The sequence below is a fragment of the Burkholderia sp. D-99 genome (assembly GCF_011605345.1).
Classification (GTDB): domain Bacteria; phylum Pseudomonadota; class Gammaproteobacteria; order Burkholderiales; family Burkholderiaceae; genus Burkholderia.
The window spans coordinates 96891-119916 of sequence record NZ_JAAOXM010000008.1 but is presented as its reverse complement, the minus strand read 5'-3'; the positions used below and the strand labels follow the sequence as shown (position 1 = coordinate 119916).

General features: G+C 67.1%; 18 protein-coding genes. 3 read left to right on the top strand and 15 right to left on the bottom strand.

All coding sequences use genetic code 11. From position 1 onward, the window contains the following. The first annotated feature begins 269 nt into the window (after positions 1–269). Positions 270–1610 carry a helix-turn-helix domain-containing protein gene (locus HAV18_RS25905; protein WP_243771766.1) on the top strand — a complete coding sequence of 447 codons (1341 nt, stop codon included), beginning with the start codon at positions 270–272 and terminating at the stop codon, positions 1608–1610. Between the two features lie 116 nt (positions 1611–1726). Here the strand turns inward: HAV18_RS25905 and HAV18_RS25900 are convergent, their stop codons facing one another. Both HAV18_RS25900 and HAV18_RS25895 read right to left on the bottom strand, forming a co-directional pair. Continuing rightward, positions 1727–3100, bottom strand: a complete 1374-nt coding sequence (locus HAV18_RS25900; RefSeq protein WP_166961705.1) for an HdeD family acid-resistance protein — start codon at positions 3098–3100, stop codon at positions 1727–1729. A gap of 67 nt (positions 3101–3167) precedes the next feature. Continuing rightward, complete coding sequence (locus HAV18_RS25895; protein ID WP_166961702.1) at positions 3168–3950, bottom strand: DUF4105 domain-containing protein; 783 nt, start codon at positions 3948–3950, stop codon at positions 3168–3170. A 199-nt stretch (positions 3951–4149) separates the two neighbouring features. Here HAV18_RS25895 and HAV18_RS25890 point away from each other — a divergent pair, with 199 nt between their 5' ends. Then, positions 4150–4938 (top strand): hypothetical protein, encoded by a 789-nt coding sequence (locus HAV18_RS25890; protein WP_166961699.1) that lies wholly within the window; start codon positions 4150–4152, stop codon positions 4936–4938. Positions 4939–4994: 56 nt separating this feature from the next. Here the strand turns inward: HAV18_RS25890 and HAV18_RS25885 are convergent, their stop codons facing one another. The 8 genes from HAV18_RS25885 to HAV18_RS25850 all read right to left on the bottom strand — a co-directional run bounded on the left by HAV18_RS25885 (position 4995) and on the right by HAV18_RS25850 (position 14906). Continuing rightward, the gene (locus HAV18_RS25885) at positions 4995–5420 is read right to left on the bottom strand and encodes a biopolymer transporter ExbD (protein ID WP_166961696.1); all 426 of its coding nucleotides are present in this window, start codon (positions 5418–5420) and stop codon (positions 4995–4997) included. Between the two features lie 9 nt (positions 5421–5429). Continuing rightward, positions 5430–5852, bottom strand: coding sequence for a biopolymer transporter ExbD (locus HAV18_RS25880; protein ID WP_166961693.1), 423 nt, complete (start codon positions 5850–5852; stop codon positions 5430–5432). A 12-nt stretch (positions 5853–5864) separates the two neighbouring features. After that, positions 5865–6782, bottom strand: coding sequence for a MotA/TolQ/ExbB proton channel family protein (locus HAV18_RS25875; RefSeq protein ID WP_166961690.1), 918 nt, complete (start codon positions 6780–6782; stop codon positions 5865–5867). Between the two features lie 69 nt (positions 6783–6851). Next, on the bottom strand, positions 6852–7538 hold the full coding sequence (locus HAV18_RS25870) for an energy transducer TonB (RefSeq protein WP_166961687.1): 687 nt from the start codon (positions 7536–7538) through the stop codon (positions 6852–6854). A 25-nt stretch (positions 7539–7563) separates the two neighbouring features. Next, complete coding sequence (locus tag HAV18_RS25865) at positions 7564–9900, bottom strand: TonB-dependent receptor (RefSeq protein ID WP_166961684.1); 2337 nt, start codon at positions 9898–9900, stop codon at positions 7564–7566. 426 nt (positions 9901–10326) lie between these two features. Beyond that, the gene (locus HAV18_RS25860; protein WP_166961681.1) at positions 10327–11649 is read right to left on the bottom strand and encodes an MFS transporter; all 1323 of its coding nucleotides are present in this window, start codon (positions 11647–11649) and stop codon (positions 10327–10329) included. Positions 11650–11794: 145 nt separating this feature from the next. Further along, a complete protein-coding gene (locus HAV18_RS25855; RefSeq protein ID WP_166961678.1) occupies positions 11795–13270 on the bottom strand; it encodes a M81 family metallopeptidase in 1476 nt (491 codons plus the stop codon). 190 nt (positions 13271–13460) lie between these two features. Continuing rightward, the gene (locus tag HAV18_RS25850) at positions 13461–14906 is read right to left on the bottom strand and encodes a serine hydrolase (RefSeq protein WP_166961675.1); all 1446 of its coding nucleotides are present in this window, start codon (positions 14904–14906) and stop codon (positions 13461–13463) included. Positions 14907–15255: 349 nt separating this feature from the next. On the opposite strand from HAV18_RS25850, the gene HAV18_RS25845 reads away from it, so the two are divergent. Next, positions 15256–16440 (top strand): alpha/beta fold hydrolase, encoded by a 1185-nt coding sequence (locus HAV18_RS25845; protein WP_166961672.1) that lies wholly within the window; start codon positions 15256–15258, stop codon positions 16438–16440. A gap of 15 nt (positions 16441–16455) precedes the next feature. Here HAV18_RS25845 and HAV18_RS25840 read toward each other — a convergent pair whose 3' ends face one another. The 5 genes from HAV18_RS25840 to HAV18_RS25820 form a co-directional block, all read right to left on the bottom strand. Further along, positions 16456–17529, bottom strand: a complete 1074-nt coding sequence (locus HAV18_RS25840; RefSeq protein WP_166961669.1) for an AraC family transcriptional regulator — start codon at positions 17527–17529, stop codon at positions 16456–16458. Between the two features lie 168 nt (positions 17530–17697). Then, positions 17698–18942 (bottom strand): MFS transporter, encoded by a 1245-nt coding sequence (locus HAV18_RS25835; RefSeq protein ID WP_166961666.1) that lies wholly within the window; start codon positions 18940–18942, stop codon positions 17698–17700. Between the two features lie 22 nt (positions 18943–18964). Continuing rightward, positions 18965–20476, bottom strand: a complete 1512-nt coding sequence (locus tag HAV18_RS25830) for a PepSY domain-containing protein (RefSeq protein ID WP_166961663.1) — start codon at positions 20474–20476, stop codon at positions 18965–18967. 1 nt (position 20477) lies between these two features. Continuing rightward, positions 20478–20741 (bottom strand): hypothetical protein, encoded by a 264-nt coding sequence (locus tag HAV18_RS25825; protein ID WP_166961660.1) that lies wholly within the window; start codon positions 20739–20741, stop codon positions 20478–20480. Continuing rightward, positions 20741–22969: a TonB-dependent siderophore receptor gene (locus tag HAV18_RS25820; RefSeq protein WP_166961657.1), complete on the bottom strand. Its 2229-nt coding sequence runs from the start codon at positions 22967–22969 to the stop codon at positions 20741–20743. Before HAV18_RS25820 ends, HAV18_RS25825 begins: the two co-directional genes overlap by 1 nt. Positions 22970–23026: the final 57 nt, after the last annotated feature.

Here is a 23026-nt window from a genome sequence, read left to right as displayed (position 1 = left end):
ATATCGATGGAATTTCTCTAAAAAATAAGCGCTCGGGTGTAAGGTGCTCAGGTCTTCATTTTTCTATTTCCGCACGGCCACCTTGTTTCACTACGTGCAGGTTCCATGCACATAGTCGGCGTAACCGGTCGTATACCCCGTATACAGCACGGCAGCTTATCGAGCGACTGGCTTTTCCCTACGATGCTGGCCGGAAACCGTATTGCTCCCGCATTGATTGACCCCCAATAATATTCAATCAAGCAGATATATTCGAACTGGCCATTATGATGAGTGAATCGCCCATCCAAACGCATCGCTTTCACAGTAATGATCCGGATGAGGTTTCCGACTTTCTCGTGGCGACCTATACGGAGAACCGCTTTCGTGCCTGTCATGCCAGCAATCGGGACGTCACCGTCAGTGGCCAGCAATGGAACGGAATCGCGGTTTACGATGGCAATTTCGAAATACCGTTTCATTTTCAGTCGCACGGCCCCCGCCCCAACTATCTCTTCTCGTCGTGCATCAATGGCGGATCGACTTACTCGAGCGGGAATTCGGTCGCGCAATGCGCAATCGGCGATGTGATGCCTGTTTCGTCCGCGAGTGACGCAACGTGCCTGTCACGACCCGAGGGCCTGCACCACATTGCCGTGATCCTCGATGTCACCGAGGTCAACGAGTTTGTCGGACGCTGGCTCGGCCATCCGCTCGACGACCTCATCCAGTTCGACCTGTCGCCGCTGGCCAAAGATCTCGCCACGCAATGGAACGCGTCCGCGGATTGCCTGCGTCGAATGATGCTGATGTCGCCATCCCCTGATATCGCGATACGCTCGTTGTACGAGCATATGCTCAAGCTCGTCGTGACCGGCCACAAGAGCAACTACAGCGACATCGTCCTGAGCGATCGTCACGCGCCCGAGCACCTCGCACGTACCGCGGTCGAGATGATCGAAGCCGACCCGACGCGCTGGGCAACGCTCAGCACGGTCGCCTATGCGCTGGGATGTGCAACGAACACGCTGGAAAACGGCATCCGGCGCCTGACCGGAAAACACTCGAGGGACCTCATCGTCGACGCACGTCTTCGCGCCGTTCATCGCGCGCTGGCCGTCGATATCGGCACCGGTTTTGTCGGCGTGCTGCGTGCATATGGCTTTGCGCCGTCGTTGCGCTTCGTTCGCCTGTACCACCGGCGATTCGGAGAGCCACCGAGCGCAACGTACCGTCGAAACCCTAACGCTCAGGACGTCAGTCAAAACATCCGCGAGCGTCCGGACATTCTCTATGAAACGTCCATCAATCGCTGGATCGACGCATCGCTGGGCAAAGCGATCGGCCTTGCCGACATCGCCCGATACACCGGCCTGAGCGAGCACGCGACAATCGCGGCGTTCAAAGAGCGATTCTCACGTACACCGATGCAGTACGTGATTGAACGCCGCCTGGAACGTGCACGCTGGCTGCTGTGCCATACGTCGGCGAGCATCCTGTCGATTGCGCTCGATTGCGGGTTCGGCAGCCAGAGCTATCTGACGACGCAGATCAAGCGGTACTACGGCGTTACGCCGCGTCAACTTCGGCTGTCGGGTCACGCACCGGCTGGCGACAACGACAGCCGATAAATCGCGTCGCACCGCCGTCACGGCAACACGCCTTTCAAACATCGCGAGTAGCGCGCATTCGGCGGAATGCGTCGTGTTTTTCCCTAGCGTGGCAGGGGCGCAATCCGTATGCCGCATCACTGCACGTTGCCCGCGTCCTGTGCGCGCCATGCACGCCGCTGTTGCGACAGCCGGCTTGCGGCAATCCCTGCTGCCTTCCACCACGCGAACGGACGCGGATCGGCCAGCATGCTCAGCGCACGTGCATAGTCGAGCGTGAGGCCCGGCGTCCACGCCATCGTCAACGCACGCTTGCGAATCTGAGCGGCAACCCACAGTTCAGGCGTGACGAGTACACGCAGAAAACTGCCCCAACCCGTACTGCCGTCGTGCAGTCGGCCCACCGCACCGTCGATCGCAGCCTCGAGCGCATAGGCAACGGTGCTCGAACAGTTGCGGTGCGTGAGGTTGTACGTCGTATCGATCCGGTAGCGCTCCCAGAACGCGTGCAACTTCGCCGGATCGTAATTGCGGATCCGCACGCGTATCGTAGAAGGACACCACGCGCGCGACTCCGTTGCATAGTCCGGTTGAAACGTGCCGGGCACGTCGTTTTCGCGCGTTGCGCGCAGGATACGGCCGAACTCCGACGGCGAACGGTCGATTTCGGCAGCGGGATACAGGCTGATGTAGATTCCCTCAGGCGACTCGAGCGCCGCATGCCCGGTCGAAATGTTGCCGTTGACGTCGACCGCGGCGATGTAGCGGTCGATCACCGGATGATGCTGTGCCGGCGCCTTCGACGAACCCGTCGGCGTCCACACATGCACGGTCAGCGCGCGCTCGTGATCGGCCGGCGGGCCGTCCCATTCGGTTCGATCGAACGGGCCCGTGCGTGTCTCCGATGCGACGTCGGGAAACAATGCTGACCAGCGCGACACGCTGAACGCCGGATTGCGTTCGAGACGCCGCACGCGGGCCGCCAGCGCCAGCATGTTCGTGCCGCCGAAGATCAGGAACAGGCCGAGGGAGTACGGCAACGTGCCCACGTAGTGGGTCGGGTACGGTTGAAAGAAAAACACCGCGATCAGGATCTCGACTGCCCCCCAACCGAGTGCGATTCTCCAGCGACGATACCGGACGATCCACGCGGATATACACTGCAGTGCCCCGTCGACCAGGAACAACGCGCCGAAAATCATCGACAGGATGAAGTTGCCGTGATGGTGTCCGGCAAAGATCAGCATCGACGCGGCCACGACCGCGATCCCCTTCACGTAGCGCAATGCGCGCTGCCCGCCCACGCCGGTCCACGCAACAGCCAGCGTCGCCCCCCCTTCGAGCAGGCACAGCCATGCAAAGAGCGTGACCGGAAAGTGCATTGCGCCATCGAGCGCATCGACGAACACGACGAGCCCCGCGATGACCCATACGATGCCGATCCAGACAATTCCTTTCGCGCGCTTGCGCAGATAGTCGACGCCCAGCAACAGCATGACCAGTCTCACCATGTTCCGCTCCCTCGTCGTCGCCGGCCACGGTGTGCAGGTCGTCGCAGGCCAGTGGCCAGGCATGGGTTCATTCGTTCCGTGCGAGCGGCAGCGATGCGCGGATCGCCGCCGAGAAATCGCCATCGATCATCGCGCCGGGAGGGCGCTGAATCAGGCTTGCCGACTTCAGCGCATCGAACGGTATGGAATCGTCGAGCAGGCCAAGCTCATGTCCGTATCTGTCCGCGTAACCGCTCAGCAACACCTTCCAGCTGTATCCGACGTCAGGAGCAACCGATCTGACGTGACGCAAAATATTCGTCGTGCAATTGTTGAGCAACGTGTTGTAGAACTCCGGATGGCGTTCGAGCGCATGTACGCGATGCAGGTAATCCTCAAACAATGCACGTGCGGTCTCGGACGCGACGTGCGCACGGAATAAGTACACGCGTTCCCGGCGCACATCGGTGCGAACGCCGATCAAATCCCGCTCGTCGGCAACGACGTACACGAGATCGTACAGCGGCAAGAAGCCCTTGTACGGCGAGTAGCGTTGCCCGTGCCGCCGGCGCGTCTCGATCGAGATCGCGATATAACGGCCGTCGCTCAGGCCGAAACTCAGGAACACGTGGGCAATCGCTTCGTTGGTCCAGCGCGACACGACAAGGTCGACCGTCGTCACCGCATCGAGCGCGAACGTTGCGTCGTAGTACGCCGGCATGCAGTCGTCGCGTGTGCGATATCTGAAGTTCCGCACATCGCGCACGGTGACCTGCGCCCCACCCCATTCGATCCGCGCGGCACGCGTGTACTCCGGCACCCACAAGGCCGGCGCGCGCGCAAAGCGCAGCAGCGACGACAGCGGATTCATTCCTGCTCCGTCACGACAACCGGCCGCAGTACCCCGTAGCCACGCCCGGAAAACGCAACGTGAGCGCGCAAGCCCACTGAAGACGGTACGAATGGGCGGAAAGTCGACGTCGAACCAGTCATGTCAATACGATCGTCCACTCACCCTTCCCGATAGCCGAAACCGCGCCTTGCCTTGAACGACTCGTCCGCACATCACGATGTGGCGTTCGATTCAGCCGTCAACGATCGATACCCCGGCGACCCATTTTATGCCGCCACCCGACGAAGGAATTTCGTTAAATATTCTTGATTTTTTTAAAAAATTCGATCGCTCTCGACTGAACAATCAGGCCATGCGCCACGAGCATAACGAAGTTTCGCCGGGGAGACTCCCGGCGTCTCCTTCAGTATGGCAAGCCGCCCCGTCACCCCAACGACAATTCCACTGCCCCGACAGAATCGGATCATTCATGCACAAGGCAATTCGTGGATGTCAAACGGCGCGACGCTCGGCGGAACATTGCATCGAGACCGACGAAACACCAGAATTTCGCGCTTCCAGGGATATTTTTGACGAGTTGGCTCGCGACATCGCATTGCTCTTCCTCAACGGCAGATTCGACCTTTCCGTCAGCTTCGCATTTCTGAAGCGACTGGTTCGACTGGCAAACTTTGATCTATCGCTTTTTGCGTGGGACATATTTGATGCCTTTGCATGCGGCGCATATCGCACCGATACGTATCCGTCCGACCTTGACCCTGCCGTTCATCACACGCTCCCGCGACTGCGCGCAATCCTGAGTACGCGTCGCGGCACCTTTTCCGCGATTTATATCGATTCCGGTTCAAGACGCAGTGCGATGCAAAGGGTGGAGAAACCCGGGCGAATACCCGGACCAGACGATCATCCGCAGCGAACGGATCGCGTTCTCACCGATGCCGATGGAATCGGCGTCCCGCACGTTGACCTCTCGACTCGCCCCATGCAGCCTGCCGGCTCTCGGTGACAGAGCGATCCCGGCCTGCGCCAGAAACACTTCCGGCACCCTCCGCTCGCACTCCGCTACTGCACATACTGCTCGTTACCCGTCAGCCCGATCTTCGTCGCGCCCACGCGTTGCGCCGACGCCAGTACCGCGGCGACATCGCGGTAAGGCGCCTGCCGGTCGGGCCGCAGCCTGATCTCGGCCTGCACCGGCTCGGCGGCCACCCGCGCAAGCTTCGCCTCGAGCGCCGCGCGACCGGGCACCGGCACGCCGTTCCATGACGTGACGCCGTTCGCGGCGACGTCGATCTGCACGATCTCGGGCTCCACGGCCGGTGGCGGCGGCGTGCCGACCGGCAGGTTCATCCGGACCGCGTGCATCTGGATCGGAATGGTGATGATCAACATGATCAGCAACACCAGCATCACGTCGATGAGCGGCGTGGTGTTGATGTCCACCATCACATCCGGCTCGCTTCCCGACGACGACAGATTCATTCCCATGACTGCCTCCTAACCGCCGCGCGCCGGCGGCTCCGTAATGAACGACACCTTGCCGATGCCCGCCCGCTCGCATGCCGTCATCACGCGACCGATGAACTCATAGCGCGTGCTCTCGTCGCCGCGCACGTGCACGTCCGGCTGCGGCGCCTGTACCGCGACGCCTTTCAGTCGCGCGAGCAACGTCGGCGCATCCACCTGCGACTCGTTCCAGAAGACGTCGCCGTCGCGGTTCACCGCGATCTCGATGCTTTTCGGCTGGCTCTGCAGCGGCTTCACGGTTTCCTTCGGCAGATCCAGCGGAATCGTGTGCGTCACCACCGGAATCGTGATCAGGAAAATGATGAGCAGCACCAGCATCACGTCGACGAGCGGCGTCGTGTTGATCTGCGCGATGACTTCGTCGTCATCGTCCTGCCTGACGCTCATGGCCATGGCTCGCTCCGTTCAGTCGACGAGCGACGCGGCGCGCGTCTCGTTGCGCACCGGACGTTTGCCGCCCGCCAGCACCACGGTATGCAGTTGTGCGGCGAACGCGCGCACGCGCTCCATCACGGCCTTGTTACGGCGCACGAGGAAGTTGTAGCCGAGCACGGCGGGCACCGCCACGGCAAGACCGATCGCCGTCATGATCAGCGCCTCGCCCACCGGCCCCGCGACCTTGTCGATCGACGCCTGGCCGGCCACGCCGATCGCGGTCAGCGCGTGATAGATGCCCCACACCGTGCCGAACAGGCCCACGAACGGCGCGGTCGAGCCCACCGTGCCGAGGAACGCGAGCCCGTCCTGCAGCCGGTTCGACACGTTGGTGACGGCCCGCTCGACCGACACGTCGATCCAGGTATTGCGGTCGACCGCTTCGAGCAGCACGTCGTCGTGATGCTCGCCGGCCTCGATCGCCGTCTCCGCGATGAAGCGGAACGGCGACGATGCGTCGAGCTGCTGCGCGCCCTGCTCGAGCGACGGCGCGCTCCAGAGCTGCGCGTCGGCGCGTTTCGCGCGCCGGTTCGCGCGGGTCTGCTCGAAGAACTTGGTGACCATGATGTACCAGCTCCCCATCGACATCACGACGAGCAGGATCAGCACGAACCGCGCGACGAAATCGCCGCCGTGCCACAGCGCGCCGAGTCCGTAAGGATTCTCGACGGTTTCCGACGTGGCCGGCGCGGGCGGCGGCGCGGGATGCGCGACAGCGGCCGGTTGCGACGCGACGACGGTCGATGCCGATGCCGATGCCGATGTCGATGTCGACGCCGGCACGGCGCTCGCCTGCGCCAGCGCGGCGCACGGCGCGACGAGCACACCCGCCGCGCCGGCGGCAACGATCATGCTGGCCGCGAACGCGGCGAGAAAAGGCTTCTTCATGTCTGCTCCATGGGTCGATCTGAATGAGTGTTCAATGCACGGGTTGTGGAATGTCGCGACACACGCCGGTCAGTTCAGGTTGAACGAGAACGGCACCTGCACGCGCACCGACTGCCCCTGCGAAATACAGCTGAATCGCCGCACCGCCGCGAGCGCCGCACGATCGAGGATCGGGTCGGCCGACCGCGCGACGTGCTCGTCCGACACGCGGCCGTCCGTGTCGACGACGAACTCCACCAGCACGTTGCCGGTGATGTTGTTTTCCAGCGCCTCGCGCGGATAGCGCAACGACGCACGCACCTGGTCCGAGTTCGGGCAGACGACGCCCACCTCGTGACTCGGCGCCTTGACCGTCGTCGGGGCCGGCGGCGCGGGCACTGCGGGCGCGGAGACGACGGGCGTCGCCGTATGCGTCAGCGTCGCCTGCGGCGGCGCCTGCACCGGCACCTCGGGCGGCGGCACGAAGACGGGCGGAGGCGGCGCGCTCTTTGGCGGCGCCGCTTTCACGATCGGCTTCGGCGGCGCGGGCGGTGGCGGCGGCGGCTTGACCGGCTCGATGATCCGCACGCTGACGGGATGCTGGATGATCTCCACCACCCGGTTCGCAAGGCCGTTCAGCAACGCGTAAATCAGCACGGCATGCAGCGCGAGCACGGCCGCGATACCGCCCAGGCGGCGCGCGGGACGGTGGCTGGTCTGCCGGAACTGGCGCGGGCGGCCGGCAGGCCGGTGTTCCGGTACGGTGTGTGCAAGCATGGAAGCTCCTCGAATCGTCCGCGACTCAGAACGGCGCGCTCAGCTGCACGCCGATCGTGCGCGGCTGGATGACCGACGCCCACACGTTGCCGCCGAGCGGCACATAGCTCGTGTTGGCGGACAGCAGACCCGCGCGGTTGAACAGGTTCCTGACGAAGAACGACAGGTTCGCGCGGCGCAGGTCCACGCCGAACTGCAAGTCGGTCACCGCATAGGACGGCAGGATGAAATCGGGCGAACCCGCCGAGCCCGCGAAACTCGAATGACGCTCGCCCACGAAACGCTCGTTGGCGCTCGCGACGGCCGGCCACGGGCCGAGCTGGAACCGCCACGCAGCCCCCAGCGACGCCGCGAACTTCGCCGTGTTCGGCAGCCGGTCGCCCGCGTGCGAGCCGACGCTCGGCGCGCCTTCGGTCAGGTACGCATCGATCGCCGACAGCGACGCGTTGAACGACAGCGCCGACGTCGGCCGCACCACGCCCGACGCTTCGAAGCCGCGGATGCGCGCGTTGCCCGCATTGATGAGCTGCGCGACGCCGTCGACCGCGCCGTATTGCTGGATGTCGTGCCATTCGATGTCGTACGCGGACAGCGCCACCGACAGGCGGTTGTCGAGCAGGTCCGCCTTGTAGCCGATCTCGTAGTTCCACAACGTATCGGGCTTGTAGACCGGATTGCCCGAGATGAGCTGCCCCGTCACCGCGCTGACCGCCATGCCGTTGGGGCCGCCCGGACGATAGCCGCTCGCGGCGCGTGCGTAGACGTTGCTGGTCGGCGTGAGCTTGTAGCTGACCGTGAACATGTACGTCTTGCTCGTATCCGACGACGCGCCCGGCGCGAAAAGCGGCGTCGGCACGAGCAGGCCCGACGTCTCCTGCCGGTAGTCCTGGCTGTTGTGCGCGATGCGCATGCCGGCCGTCAGCGCGACGCGCGACGTGAGGTTGTACGTGATGTCGCCGTACGCGGCGAACTCCTTGTAGCTGCCCCCGTAAGCGAGTTTTTCCAGATCGCCGAGCGACGCGCCACCCGCACCGGTCGCGCGGTAGGCCTGCACGGTATTGCTGTGCTCGTGATCGTAGTAAAGGCCGGCGACCCACTCCAGCGTCCGGTTGCCCGGCGAGGTGAGCCGCAGTTCCTGCGTCACCTTGTTGGTGCCGACATTGGAGTTCGGCGTGAGCGTGCCGACGTCGAGCCCGCGCGCCGCGAGGATCGGCGCATAGAACGGCGTGAAGTCGAGCGTCGTCGTGGTGCGCAGCGACTGGTACGCGGAAATCGCATTGAGGCGCGCCCAGCCGAAGTCGTATTCCGCATTCGCGGTATAGAACTGGTTGCTCTGGTGATACGGCTCCTGCGCGTCCTGAAGCTTGGTCAGCGCGCCATAGGCCGGCTGGCCGTTCGTCCCGTAGTCGACGTAGTTCTGCCCGTCGCTGTTGATGTTCTGCAGCGTGGCGGTGAAGCGGAACGTGAGCTTGCGCGTGGGTGTCACGAGCAGCGATGCGCGCACGCCGGTGGTGTCGTTCGCGTTGATGCGCGTGCCGGCGGCCGCGCCCTTCCCGTCGATGTAGCCGCCGTCGCGATTGTTGAACGCGGCGATGCGCAAGGCGGCGACGTCCTGCTTCAGCGGCAGGTTCAGCACGACGTTGGTCGTGTTGTTGAGCCCGCCGTGCCAGGTCGTCGAAAACGTCGTGGCCGCGCTGCCGAAAAAGCTCTCGGTGTCGGGCTGGTTGGTCACGTATTTCAGCAGGCCGCCCATCGCGCCCGCGCCGTACAGCGTCCCCTGCGGCCCGAACAGGATCTCGATGTGATTCAGGTCGAGCAGGCCCATGTCCAGCGCCAGCGCGGCGCCGCCGCCCGAGACGGTGTTCGAGCCGATCGGCGTATCGTCTACATACACGCCGACGGTCGGCCCGACATCCTTGCCCGCCGTCACGCCGCGCATCGAGATCGTTTCCTGGCCGGGGCCGCCGCCGCTGTCGAAGCCGACGCCCGGTTGCGTCGACAGGTAGTCGCTCAGCTTCGTGGCGCCCGATTTCTGCAGCGCGTCGCTCGACAGCGTCTCGACCTTCATCGGCACCTCGCGCGCGGGTTCGCGGCGCCGGTTCGCCGTCACCTCGACGGAATTGAGCGTCACCGCCGCACCGCCCTTTGTGCCTTTTGCATTGACCGCCTTGTCGCGCGCCGCTTCGGGCGCGGCGCCCTGCGGCGCGGCAACCGCCGCGGGCGGCTGCGTGCCGGTTTGGGCGGGCACGTCCTGCGCGTGAGCGCCGGCCGCCGCGACAAACATCCGCATGACCGAGACGGCAACCAGCGTGCGTCTGAACAGCGTCGGCGCCGCTGCGAATCCGTCCTTGTTGCTTCCCATCTTTGACTCCCCCTGTCTGAACGTGGATCGACGTGTTCGTCTTCTGAAGCGGTCCCGCATGCGAACCGTCCGTCCGAATGACTTCAAGGTAAGCATCCAAATTGGCCGGCGCTTTTGCGAAACGCCGAAAAACATTGGCTGCCGTCCTGCGTGCCGGTGTGCGGCCGGCGGGTCGCGCAGCGCGGTTCGGCACGCGCGCCGATGCGCGTCGCGACATGCGGCGGCGAGGACGGGAAACGGAGGGAGCGCGGGAGAAATGGCGGGCTGGCGCGATGCGCCAGGGAGACGTGGCAGCCGGTCAGGCTGCGTGCGTAGCGACGAGTCGGAGCATCTGCGCATTCACGTCGCAACGCGATTCGAAGCGCCCGCGAAGCGCGACGTGCGATAAAGCGCGGCAGCCGGTCAGGCTGCGCGCATACCGGCAAGTCAGAGCACCTGCGCGCTCACGTTGCCGTGCGGCTCGAAGCGCCCGCGAAACATGCGCAGCACGACACCGAGCAGGATCATGCTGAACATCGCGGCCGGCATGCCGAGCCACGCGATGCCCTTGAGCAGCGCGCCGGACGTGCCGTGCAACGCGTCGGATATCGCGCCGACGGCCGGCACCGACACCGCCTGAAACATATACGTGACGAGCGACGAGGTACCGATCACGCGCCCGCGCAGATGCGGCGGCGCGATGTCCTGCAGCAGCGTCGGCGTCAGCGACGCGCCCGCGATATAGGCGGCGATGATGCCGGTCATGCAAACGAGCAGCATCGTCGCGCTGGTCGCAAACGACAGGCCGAACAGCAGGATCGCCGCGACGAACGCCATCGCGCAGCCAACCGCGACGGGCAACCCCGCCCCGCTGCGCGCGCGCAGGCATCGCACCATGAGCACGCTCGCGAGCAAGCCGAGCGCCGAGCCGCCGCCCACCGCGATGCCGCTGTAGAGCCCCGATTTCGCGACATCGACATGGAAATCGCGAATCAGCGCAACCGGCGCCCAGCCGAGGATCGCGCCCACGTAGAACGCGGCCATCGCATAGCCGAGGATCAGGCACGTGAGCATCGCGCCCGAGCGCCGCCAATAGTGCGCGAGCGTTTCCCGCGACGCTTCGTGCGCGTGCCCGGCCTGCGTGCCGCCGCGCGGCGGATGGCCGACGCACGCGAGCAGGCCCGCGACGGCCAGGCCCGGCAGCGCGACGAGCACGAACGCCAGCCGCCACGGCGCGACCGCCAGCGACTGCGCGAGCGGCGCGGCGAGATGGAAGATCGCGCCGGCGCCCGCGATGCCGAGCCCCGCACCGAACAGCGCGACCGCGAAGAACAGCGTGTTCGCCGCCGTACGCAGCCTGGGCGGAAACAGGTCGGGCAGCAAACTGTAGACGACCGGCCCGAGACCCGCCTCGCCCACCGCGAGCGTCAACGTGCAGAGAAACAGCATCCAGCCATGCGTGACGAGGCCGCACAGCGCCGTGCCCGCGCTCCACACCAGCACGCAGACGACGAGCAGCCAGCGCCGGTCGACCCGATCCGCGAGCCAGCCGAGCAGCGGCGACGCCAGCGCGCTGAACAGGATCGGGCCGAACCCGACGATCACGCCGAGGCCCGTATCGTCGAGGCGGAGGTCGCGCTTGAGCGGCTCGATCGCGAGCGTCAGCATCTGACGGTCGGTGATGCCGAGTATCGCGGCCAGCGCGAGCACGACGAGCGCGAACCATGCGCGCGACAACGACGGGGACCGACCGGTTATTCCGCTACCCACGCTGCGTCTCCTTCATTGAAAACTTCCGTGGCCGGCCCGTGCAGCCAGCCTGTCGAGGGTAGCCGCCCGGCGCCGGCAAGACTTTCGCGGACGGCCGGGAAAGTTTCGGCATCGTCCGCGCATCCGCATGCCGGACGCACGCAGGTCAGACCGCGATTTCGTCGAAAGGCCACATTGGGCGCGTCAGGCGCGCGTAGTCGGCCGCGTTGAAATCGAGGCTCAGCGAACCGGGCGTGTCGCAGTAATAGATCGCGCGCGCAAGCGGGCCGAACAGCGCCTGAAAATGCTGCGTCGACTTCACGACGACGATGTTGCAACGCGGCAGGTCGATGCCGAGGTCGGTGAAGCAGCTCGGGCTGTAGGTCTGCTGGCGGGCCGAGTTGACGACCACGCGCACGCCGTCGATCTCCAGCAGGGCGGTGAGCCCGAGGCCGGGGCCCGGAAACTTGAACGCGTCGTCGTGCTGCGCGAGCCCGGCGTCGACGGCCAGCACCGTCGCGACCACATCGAGCGGGCGGCCGGCCCGCGTGCCCGTCTTGCCGCCCAGGCGCACGCAGATCGTTGCGCCCACACCCGCATCGCGCGCGAACGTCGCCGCGACGGGGTCCCAGATCATGCCGAGCGCCACGCCGCGCAGGCCGCGCTTCAGGATCGCGTCGAGGATGAACGTCGAATCGGAGCCGGCCCCGCCACCGGGGTTGTCGGCCGTGTCCGCGATCACGAACGGGCGCCCGGCCGCATCGGCCGGCGCCGCCGCGATCTCGTCGAGGATGCGCTCGATCGGCCGGCGCAGCGCGATCGTCTCGTCGCGCACGGCCACGAAACCGCGCGCAAGCTCGCGTGCGTTCGCACGCGCGGCACCGTGATCGCCGTCGCTCACCACCAGCACGCCCGCCCCGGTATCCGGAAAGTCGGACCACGGGAAGCCGTGGATCAGCGACACCGACAGGATGCCGTTGCGCCCTTCGCGGTCCATCGCGTCCTGGTTGAGGCGCGCCATACGCGGCTCGGTCGTGAAGAACATGCCGAGCATCGGCACGCGTTCGAAGTGCATCGTCGGCCGGATTTCGCCGCGCACGGTGCGTTCGGCGAGATCGATCAGGTCGACCGCACGCTCGTCGAAATCGATGTGCGGATAGTGCTTGCAGGCGAGCAGGATGTCGCAGTTGTCGAGCATCGCCGTCGTGACGTTCGCATGCAGGTCGAGCTCGGCGCCGATCACGATCTCCGGCCCGACGAGCGCGCGCGTCTTCGCGAGCAGGTCGCCCTCGCAGTCGTCATAGCCCTGCGCCATCTGCGCGCCATGCAGCAGATAGAGCACCATGTCGACCGGCTGCGCGGCCCGCAGGTCGTCGAGGATCTCGTCGCGCAACGTCTCGTAGTCGCGCTGCGCGCACGGCGCGCCGGGCTCGGCGAACGCGAAGATCGACGCGCGCACTTCGTGGCCGCGCGCCCGGGCTTCGCGCACGAAGGTGCCGTAGCCGACGAGGTCGTCCGCCTTCCCGTCGGGTTCGCCGTTCGCCGGCCGGTACAGCGCGCGCTCCTCGAACGAATGCAGGCTCGTCGGGATCGGAGAAAACGTATTGGTTTCGTGCGCAAGCGCGGCTACGAAGATTCGCATGATCGTTCCTGAATGGCGTTGAAGTATCGAAAGACGTGGCTGCGCCGCCCGCTTGCGGGCGCGTCAGGTGCAGCCGGTCAGGGCCGTGACCTGGCACAGCCTCCAAAAAATCAGCATGACGAAACAACCGGCATGCGATCGGAATCCGCCGGGCACGAGAATGACGTCGAAAAACGCGTGCCCGCGCCGCTCAGTCCTCGCGGCGCAGATAACGCAGGCGCGTGTGAACGCCGTCGGGGCGATCGTCATCGCCGCGGAACGACACGAGCGCGAGCCGTCCGTTGATGCCGCACAGCTGCGCATCGGTCGTGCCCGGCGGCGCGAACAGCCCCTCGGCCAGCGGCACGAGGTCGAGCACGTAGGTCGATGCGCCGTCGAATGCGAAGCGGATCTCGCCGTTGCCTACCTCTTCGCCGCTGCTCGGCCACAGGATCGCGCGCCGGCTGTCGGCATCCATCTCCGTCCAGTACGCCTCGACCGTCAGCCGCTCCGGCCCCGCGACCGACGCGATGCGCATCGGGTAGTGCCGGTAGCCGCCCGCGTAACGCGACAGCGGCCGGCCCGGCGTCGCGCGCTCGAACGGCATCACCGGGTCGTGGCCGAGATGCGCGAGCGTCGTCAGCAACACCTGGTCGTGCAACGCGCTGGCGCCCGGCCCGGTGCCGCCGGTGACGACGACGAGATCGAGTTCCGGGCACACCGCGAAGCTCGACGTCGTGCCGTAGGTCGTGCCGCCGTGCCAGAACACCGTGACGCCGCTCACCGGCACCTTCCACCAGCCGAGGCAGATCGGCGGAACGCAGGGCCGTTGCGCGTCGAACGTCACCGTCTGCATCGCGGCGATCGTCTCCGGCGCGAGTATCTGCCTGCCGTTGACCACGCCGCCCGCCAGGTGCATGCGCCCGTAGGCCAGCATGTCCTTCACCGTCGAAATGGGCGTCGAGCCGGCACCGGCCAGCGACGGCGGCAGAAGGTATGCATGCGTGGCCTGCAGTGCACCGCTCGTCGCGTTCGCGAACACGCCGACCGCGTGATGGTGCAGGATCGCCTGCTCGGCCGACGTGCACGACGCGTTCATCCTGCACGGGCGGAACAGTTCCTCCTCGAGCACCTGGTTGTACGGCTTGCCGGACAGCACTTCGATCAGCCGCGCGGCCACGACGAAGCCCGGGTTCGAATAATGGATCGTCTCGCCGGGCGCGAACAGCGTGCCGAAGCCGGACAGGCGCGCCACGTATTCGCGTGTCGCATCCGGGCCGGAATCGGTCGTCGGGCTGAAGGAGTCGGCGTCGATGCCGTTCGTGTGATTGAGCAGGTGGCGCACGCGGATACGCTGCGCGTGCGCCGGCTCGGCCAGCGTGAACGACGGCAGATGCTTGACGACAGGATCGTCAAGACCGATCCGGCCGGCTTCGACATGGCGCATCAGCAGGTGCGTCGTCAGCACCTTGGTGATCGAACCGATCTGGAAGCGTGTATCGACCGTCATCGGCGCGCCGGTGTTCAGGTTCGCGATACCGCTCGCCAGTTCGATCTGTTCGCCACGGTGCCAGACGCCGGCGACATAACCGGCCGTTGCCGGGCCGTCCACCGCCTTCGACAGCAAGTCGCCGAGCTGGTCCTTCAGGATTTGCATGACCGCACTCCATGATGAGAAAGTGGGCGTTGCCGCGCGCCGGAGCGAAACCGGCGGCGTGAACGCATGCCGTCAATGTAGTGGCGTTTCGCCGGGCAGCCTTTTGCGATCGGCCGGGATGCTTTTGCGCGCGTCTGCCGTTTCGTGTCCGCCATCACACATGCCGTTCCCGGCCGACACCCGCGGCGCGCAAAACCGGCACGGACGCGCGCGACAATCCCGCGGCGGAAAGCGAAAGCAGGCCGGCACCGCGTCCGCTATCGTACGGGGTCCACGGGCACGCACGCCCGTCGCCTGACATGCGACGCGCGCGGCCGCCCTTCTCGACATGCCGAACCAGGGAATTCCAATGCGCACATGGCTTCCGACCTTCCTGAGCCGAGACTGGGCGGGCCTGCCCATCGCGTTTGCGATCGCGCTTGCGGGTAGCGGCCTCGTCCACGCCGGTCACGATCCGACGGGCTACACGCTGCTCGGCACGGCCATCGTGCTCGCAGCCGGCTCGCTCTACCACCTCGCGTTTCTCGCCCGCGTGCGCGCGGCCTGCCCGCCGCCGGGAATACGCGTGAAGGTGAACGGCCACCGCATCCACGTACTCGCGGAAGGGCACGCAGGCGGCCTGCCGCCGGTCGTCTGGATGCCGGGCGCGCATATGGGCGGCCTCGTCCTCCATCACCTGCATCAGGCGCTGCGCGGCGAGACACGATCGATCCTGATCGACCGGCCCGGAAGCGGCTGGAGCGATCCCGGCCCGTATCCGCGTTCGACCGCGCTGGAAGTGGAGGAAGTCGTGGAGGCGCTGGCACGCGCGGGCGAACGCGGGCCGTTCGTGTTCGTCGGACATTCGTTCGGCGGCCTGCTCGTCGCGAACCTCGCGCGCCGCCATCCGCATCTCGTGCGCGGGATCGTGCTGCTCGACGCGACGCATCCCGACTTCTTCAACTACGCGCCGCGCGGCATGCGCCCCACCGCAATGATCGTCGCCGGCAATCTCGTCGGGCTGCTGCACCTGTTCGGCATCCACATCGATCTCGTCAGCGTGCTGGGGCGGCGGCAGCCGGCACTCAGGCGGCTGCTCGATCTCGTGCAGCAGCGGCTTGCCGATGCGATCGAGATGGGTGTCGAGCGCATCGAGATGCATGCGCGCGCCGGCTTCAGCGCCGCGTCGAGCCTTGCCGAGCTGAGTGTCGCGGGCGGTGCGCGCGCCGGTTTCGACATGCTGGTTCACGACGGCGAGCTGGGCTACCTGCCGGTGTTCGTCGTCACGCCGCGCGATGCGTCGGAAATGCGGCCCGCGCAGGAGGCAGACGCACGCAAGCTGTACCGGAGAATGGGCGTGGACGCAGCCGGCTTCGAGCGCCACCTCGCGCTGATGACCGCATTCCGCCAGCGCTACCTCGCAACGTCGTCGCAAAGCGAGCTGATCCATGCGCCGGCCGGCGACGGGCACAACTTCCCGTACGAATCGCCGGTGTTCGTGGTTGAGGTCGTGACGCGGATGCTGCGCGAGCGCGTGCGCGCGTACGCGGACTGACGGGTACCGCGACGCTCAATCGTCGCCCGTCGCGCGGCCGGCTCCCGGCACGCCGCTGCGCGCGCGCAATGCGCGCGGCGACATGCCGAAACGCTTCTGGATCGCGACGGAGAAGCTGCTCGGATGGTTGTAGCCCACCGCGTAGGCGACGTCCGTGACCGGCACGCCCGGCTCGCTCAACAACCGCAGCGCCTGCTGCATGCGCAGTTCGTGCGCATACTCGTGCACGCTCTTGCCGAGCAGCGCGCGAAAACCCGCGCACAGGCTGCTGCGGCTCAGGCCGACCTGCTGCGACAGCACGTCGAGCGACGGCGGCGACACGAAGTGCTCCTGCAATACGACCTGCGCTTTCGACACCGCGCGCCGCGTCATGCGGCTCACGCTGCCGTTGAGCGCGTCGGCATCGGTGTGGCGCATGCCTTCGGATACGGAATCGACCGCGCGCGCGACGATCTCGAGGCTGCGGGCATGCAGATAGATCGAGCGGCTGCGGCCGTCGAGCGGGCAATTGCCGATGTCGCGCAGGCACTCGACCAGCGCCGGCGGGATCGGCGTCGCATGGATGAACGATTCGCGCAGCGTGCCTTCGACGAAATGCCGCAGCGGCGCCGGCAACGCATCCTCGGCGCCGGCGTAAAGCGCGCCCAGCATGCTGCGATGCATGTAGATGCCGGTCACCTGATGATGGCCGCGCTCGATCACATCGCCCGAGGGCATGCCGTCGGGTTCCGCGACCAGCACCATCGTCGGGCCGTCGAGATTGACCTCGCGCCCGGCCACCGAATACGACGCCGCCCCGCTGCGGCCGATGCGGATACGCAACGCGTTCTCGCCGCGCGTGCGCCGCCGCACGACGCCCTCGAAGCTGACATCCACGTCGGTCATCCAGAAGGCCGGCGACTGCGCATGGAATTCGGTGTGACCGTTCGCATACGCGTTCGCGTATTCGACGCGATAGTGGTGCCCGTTACCGATCTGCCGGACCGTCGCGGACGGGAAATCGGGCACGGAAAGGTCGCCCGGCGGCACGGCCAGGTCGCGGCTCAGCGAATCGTAGTCGAGGTACGGCGAATACAGGTTCTGCAACATCGGCGCAGGGCTCCGGTGGCCTGCCCGCGTCCGCACGCGGCGCGGGCTTCTCGCGATCGAGACAAGGCCTCTTTATATCAAGCCGAAAACGCCGTGCAAAAGATGTGTTTACCCCTGACCGGTGACCCCGGTCACGCGTGCGCCGGACACCACCCCGCTCTCGCGGCGTCACGCCAGCGCATCGTCCCCCTTCACCGCATACGCCGACTCGCGCCGCTTCAGCCGCATCGCGATCAGCGCCGCGAGCACCGCCAGCGCGGCGCCCGTGAGAAACCCGCCCGTATAGCCGACCTTCGCGGTGAGCGACAAAATCGTCGACGACGCGATCAGCTCGCCGAGGTCGCGCGTGCTCTGCACGGCCGTCACGTCGGTGCCGGCCTGGTCGCTGCCACCCGCGAAGCGCATGCCGGCCGTCATGATCGACACCGACGTGATCCCGGTCGCCAGCGAACCGAGTACCGTGCACAGCCACGCCCACGACGGCGACACCGGCAGCCACCCGCTCGCCTGCGCGAACCACAGCAGCGCCGCCGCGCCCGCACAGCTCACGCCGGCCGTAAACGCCCGCCACAACCCGAGCCGCCTCACGAGCCACGCGCCGCCACCGCATCCGAGCACGACCGTCACGATGCCGCCGGCCATCCCGAGCTTGCCGATCGCGTCGAGCGTCCAGCCGGCGTCGTTGAGGAACAGTTTCGACAGGCCGAAGCCCGATACGGCCGTCATCGCCGACAGCAACGCGAGCGACAGCAGCGACCACGAACGCGGCCGCTTCGCGAAACGCACGAGGCTCGCGTCGTGCTCGGGCTTCACGCGCGCACGATCCGCATCGCGCGGCAGCACCCACAGCACGCAAATCAGGCTCGCGAGCGGCACGGCGGCCAGCGCGAGAAACGCGGCGCGCTGGCCGAACAGGCCGATCAGCGTCAACGTGCCGGCGCCGCCGAAGAAGAAGCCGATCATCACGCCCGCGATCTGGATCGCGTTGATCTTCGCGAGCGTGTCGCCGCTGAAGTGCTCGGCGGCCATCCCGTCGTTCGCGATGTCCTGCGTCGCGCTCGCGAGCGACGCGACAGCCAGCAGGCCGACCGCCCACCCGGCCGTCGCGACCGTCATCCCGATCTGCGCGAGGCTGCCGAGGCACAGCACGACGAGCGTCTGCATCGGCAGCATCCAGCTGCGCCGCCGGCCGATGCGCGGCGACCAGCGGTTGTCGACGACGGGCGCCCACAGGAATTTGACGACCCACGGCAAGCCGACGAGCGGCAGGAACGCCAGTGCGTGAAGCGGCGCGCCGTCGTGGCGCAGCAGGGTCGGCATCGCATCCATCGCGATGCCGATCGGGATTCCCTGTGACAGGTAAAGCAGCGTGATCGTGATGACCAGGCGGCGATGTTCGAGCAGATCGCGCATCGAAGTCTCCAGTTGCATGAAATTAAAAAGGTTCGGCGCCGGCCGGCACACGCGCCGTCCGCATCGCATCGCGTCGCGGACGGCGCGCGGCACGCAGCAGCAATGCGCCGAACGCGACGAGTGCCGCGTCGATCGGCCAGTACACGGGTTCGCCCGCGCCGAGCAGCGCGATCGCGCAGTGCGTCGCACCTGCGAGCCCGTATGCGGCGCCGGCCGCACGCATCAGCCCGCGCAGCCACGCCGCGCGATCGGCAGCACAGGCCGCGAGCGCGACCGCGCCGCCCCACACGGCCCAGAACAGCATCGCGAGCCCATGGTCGACGTGCACGCCAGCGGGCAACGCACGCCCCGCGAACAGCAGGACGCCGCCCGCGAGCACCAGCCCGCCGCAGGTGCCGACGGCGACCGCGGCCAGCACGTTCGCCGAGCGATCGTGCTGCGCCCGCCGCCGCTCGATCCACAGATGCAGCCCCGTCGCGCAGAGCGCGCACGCGGCGAGTCCCATCAGGAAATGCAGCACGCGCAGCACGCCGCCCATCGCACCGACCCAGCCGTATTGCGCGAAATGCAGCGGCTGCACCGCGATGAATGCGCGCAACCAGAAACCCCGGCCGCGCGACGTGGCATCCGCGAGCCATTGGCCGTCCGCCGCGCGATACAGGTGACGCTCGAACACCGCCGTACTCGGCAGGCCGGCCGTCGTCCCGGCAATCTCGACGCGCGCGTTCGCATCGCCCCAGCCATGCAGCACGACCGCTTCGCGTCGGAAATCCGGCGTACGTGCCGCGTCGCGCCGCAGCAGCGCATCGAGATCGGGCGCGCGTTGCCACGCGCCTCCGGCTGAGGCAGGTGGCGGCCCGCCGAGCAGTTCGGCAAACGCGCGCTGCGGCTGCCCCGGATACGCGACACCCGCGAGCGACACCGTGCCGAGCGCGCCCAGCCCCGACAACGCACCGGTGAACGCGAACAGCACGAGCCACGGCGAGCCCCACAGGCCGATCCACGCGTGCAGGTCGAACAGCGCGGCGCGCAACCCGTTGCTGCGCCGGATGCGCGCGGCAGCGGGCCAGCGCCGGTGATGCACGATCAACCCCGCGACGATGAGCACGAGCAGCACGATCCCCCACAGGCTGACGAAGATCCGCCCGGGAAAGCCCGCGAACAGCGTCTTGTGCAGCGTGACGAGCAACGCCGCGCGTCCGCCGTCGGCCAGCCGCTCGCCCGTCGCCGGGTCGAGCGCCAGCGTGCACGCCTGGCGCGCGTCGCAGAAACGGATCGCCGGATCGTCCGGTTGCGGCAGCACGATGCGCGCGTCGCGCAACGGCACGCCGAGCGCCGCCGCGCGCGCGACGAGTTCATTCAGCGACAGCGACGGCCGCGCGACGGCAACCGGCGGCGACCGCCACCAGCCCTGCATCGAATCGGTCGCGAGGCTCCACGTGCCGCTGAACAGCACGACGAACAGCACCACGCCGAACAGCGCACCGGCACCGCGATGCAGCGCGCGCCAGCGCGAACGCGATGAAGCGTCCATGTCAGCGCCCTCCCCAGAACATCGCGCACGGCACGAGCACCGCGAGCCACAGGCACGCGCGCCACGCGGCCTGCCGCCGCCCGGGCGCGACGAGCACCCACAGCAGCGCGGCGACACCCGCGACCAGCGACAACAGCACGGCCGCGTAGAGCCGGTTCAGGCCGTCGACCGGGTAATGACGGGCCAGCGTGACCGCCAGAGCGACCGCGCCCGGCAGCACGCCTGCGATCGCGAGCGCCGCCCGCGCCCCCCAGCCGCCCGCCATCAGAACTGCCCGCGCACGGTCAGCATCACGTTGCGCGGTTCCCCGTAACGGTTGTTCCAGCCGGGCTGGCTCAGGCTCAGGTAGTACTTGCGGTCGAACAGGTTGTTGACGTTGACCGCCGCGCTCCAGTGCTTGTCGTAGCGGTAGCCGAGCCGCACGCTGGCGAGCGCGTAGCCGCCCTGGCTCATCGAGACGCCGTTCGCCTGCGCCGAGTAATTGCTCTGCACCTGCACGCCGCCGCCGACGCTCCAGCGCCGCTCCTGCCACGGCAGGTCGTAGTTGGTCCACAGCCGGAACAGGTGGCGCGGGTTCAGCAGCGGCGCGAACGTGCCCGCGTTCGCGAGGTTGTCCGCATAGCGCATCGTGTCGTACGTGTAGCTCGCCCACACGCTCCACCACGGCGTGATGCGGCCGTTCGCCTCGAATTCGAAGCCCTGGCTGCGTACGCTGCCGCCGTTCACGTAGTAGCAGTTCGGCCCCGCGCACGGATGCGCGAGATCGACCTGCGGATTGTTGTCGAGATCGATGCGGAACGCGGCGAGCGACACGTTCAGCTTGCCGCCCATCAGTTCGCCCTTCACCCCCGTCTCGTAGGTGCGCCCCTTCACCGGCGTCAGGATGCCGCCGCCCCACATCGACTTGGTTTGCGGCTGAAAGACTTCCGCATAGCTCGCGTACCACGACCAGTCGCGCGCGAAATCCCAGATCAGCCCGCCGTACGGCGTGAACTGGTGGCCGGTGTTGTAGTGCGCGCCGAGGCTGTCCTGGTTCCACCAGCTCACGCGGCCGCCGAGCACGAGCGTGACGGGTTCCGCGAGCTTGATGCGGCCGAGCCCGTACACGCCCTTCCGCGACACGTCGTTCTGCTGCGACTGCTGGTACGGACCGACACCCGGCTCGGGCACGCTGCTCGGGTTCCAGCGGTAGACGTTCACCGGCGTGCCGGCCACGTTGCCGAGCAACTGCGCCGACATCTGCCCGCTGCTGCTGTTTGCGTAGGTCACACCGAACAGCAGGTCGTGCGTCAGCCCGAACGCATGCACCGGGCCCTGCACGTTCGCATCGATGCTGCGGCTGTAGCTGCTGAACTGGTACGCGCCGCCCGTCAGCGCGCCGCCCGCACCGGTCGCCGGATCGATCGCGCCGTAGGAGCCCGCGTACTTCAGGTCCGAACGCACGCTCTGGTATTCGCCGCTGACCTTCGCTTTCCAGCCGGCGCCGAGCTTCTGCTCGACCGACGCGAACGCGCGCGTCGTGTCCCAGTCGAAGTGGCCCCACGCGGTGTCGAGGAACGTCGAGCGCGACAGGCCGAGGCTCGACCCGTCGCGTGCCATCGGCACGCCGGACATGTCGGGCACCGAGCGCGTCGTCTGGTACTGCGCGCCGAACGTGAGCAGCGTGTCGCGCGTCACGTCGACTTCCGTGATCCCGTAGATCGAGCGCGTGTCCTGCTTCGCGTGGTCGTAGAAGAAATGGCGATCCTCGTACGCGGCGACGAGCCGGCTGCGCACGGTGCCGGCCGCATTGAGCGGCCCGCCGATGTCGGCTTCCGCGCGATAGCGGTCCCAGCTGCCGACGCTCACGCTCGCGTTCGCCGAGAACTGGTACTGCGGCCGCTTGCGCACGAGGTTGACCGTCGCGGCCGGGTTGCCCGAGCCGTGCAGCAGGCCGTTCGCGCCGCGCAGGATCTCCACGCGCTCGTAGACGGAGATGTCCTGCGGCGCGCTCGCCATGTCGCCGATCACCACCGGCACGCCGTCGAATTCGAACGAATCGACCTTGAAGCCGCGCACGAAATACGCGGTGGTGAGCAGCACGTAGGGCTGCACGGTCACGCCCGCCGATTGCTGCATCACCTCGTCGAGCGAATACAGGTTCTGCTGGTCGATCCGTTCACGCGTCGTCACGCTGACCGACTGCGGAATCTCCCGCAACGCGAGCGGCATCTTGCCGACCGTCGCCACGGCCGGATCGTCGGCCACGCCGCGCGACGCGTTCACCGAAATCGCCTTCAGTTCGCCCGCGGCAGGCTTCACGGCAATCGCCTCTTCCTTCCGGACTTCCGCGCCGGCCGCCGGCACCGGCACCGCATCGGCGAACGCCGCCGTCGGATGCGCGGCGATCAGCAGGCCGAGATACAGCGACGGACGCCAGCGCCCTCGCCCGAAACGGGCGACGCGTGCGCCCTTCGTCTTTGATCTCCCAGGTTCCAGCACCTCGTACCGCATTCACGCCCCCGTATTTGATAATCATTCTCATTATCAATTAGAACCGGCAGGCCATTT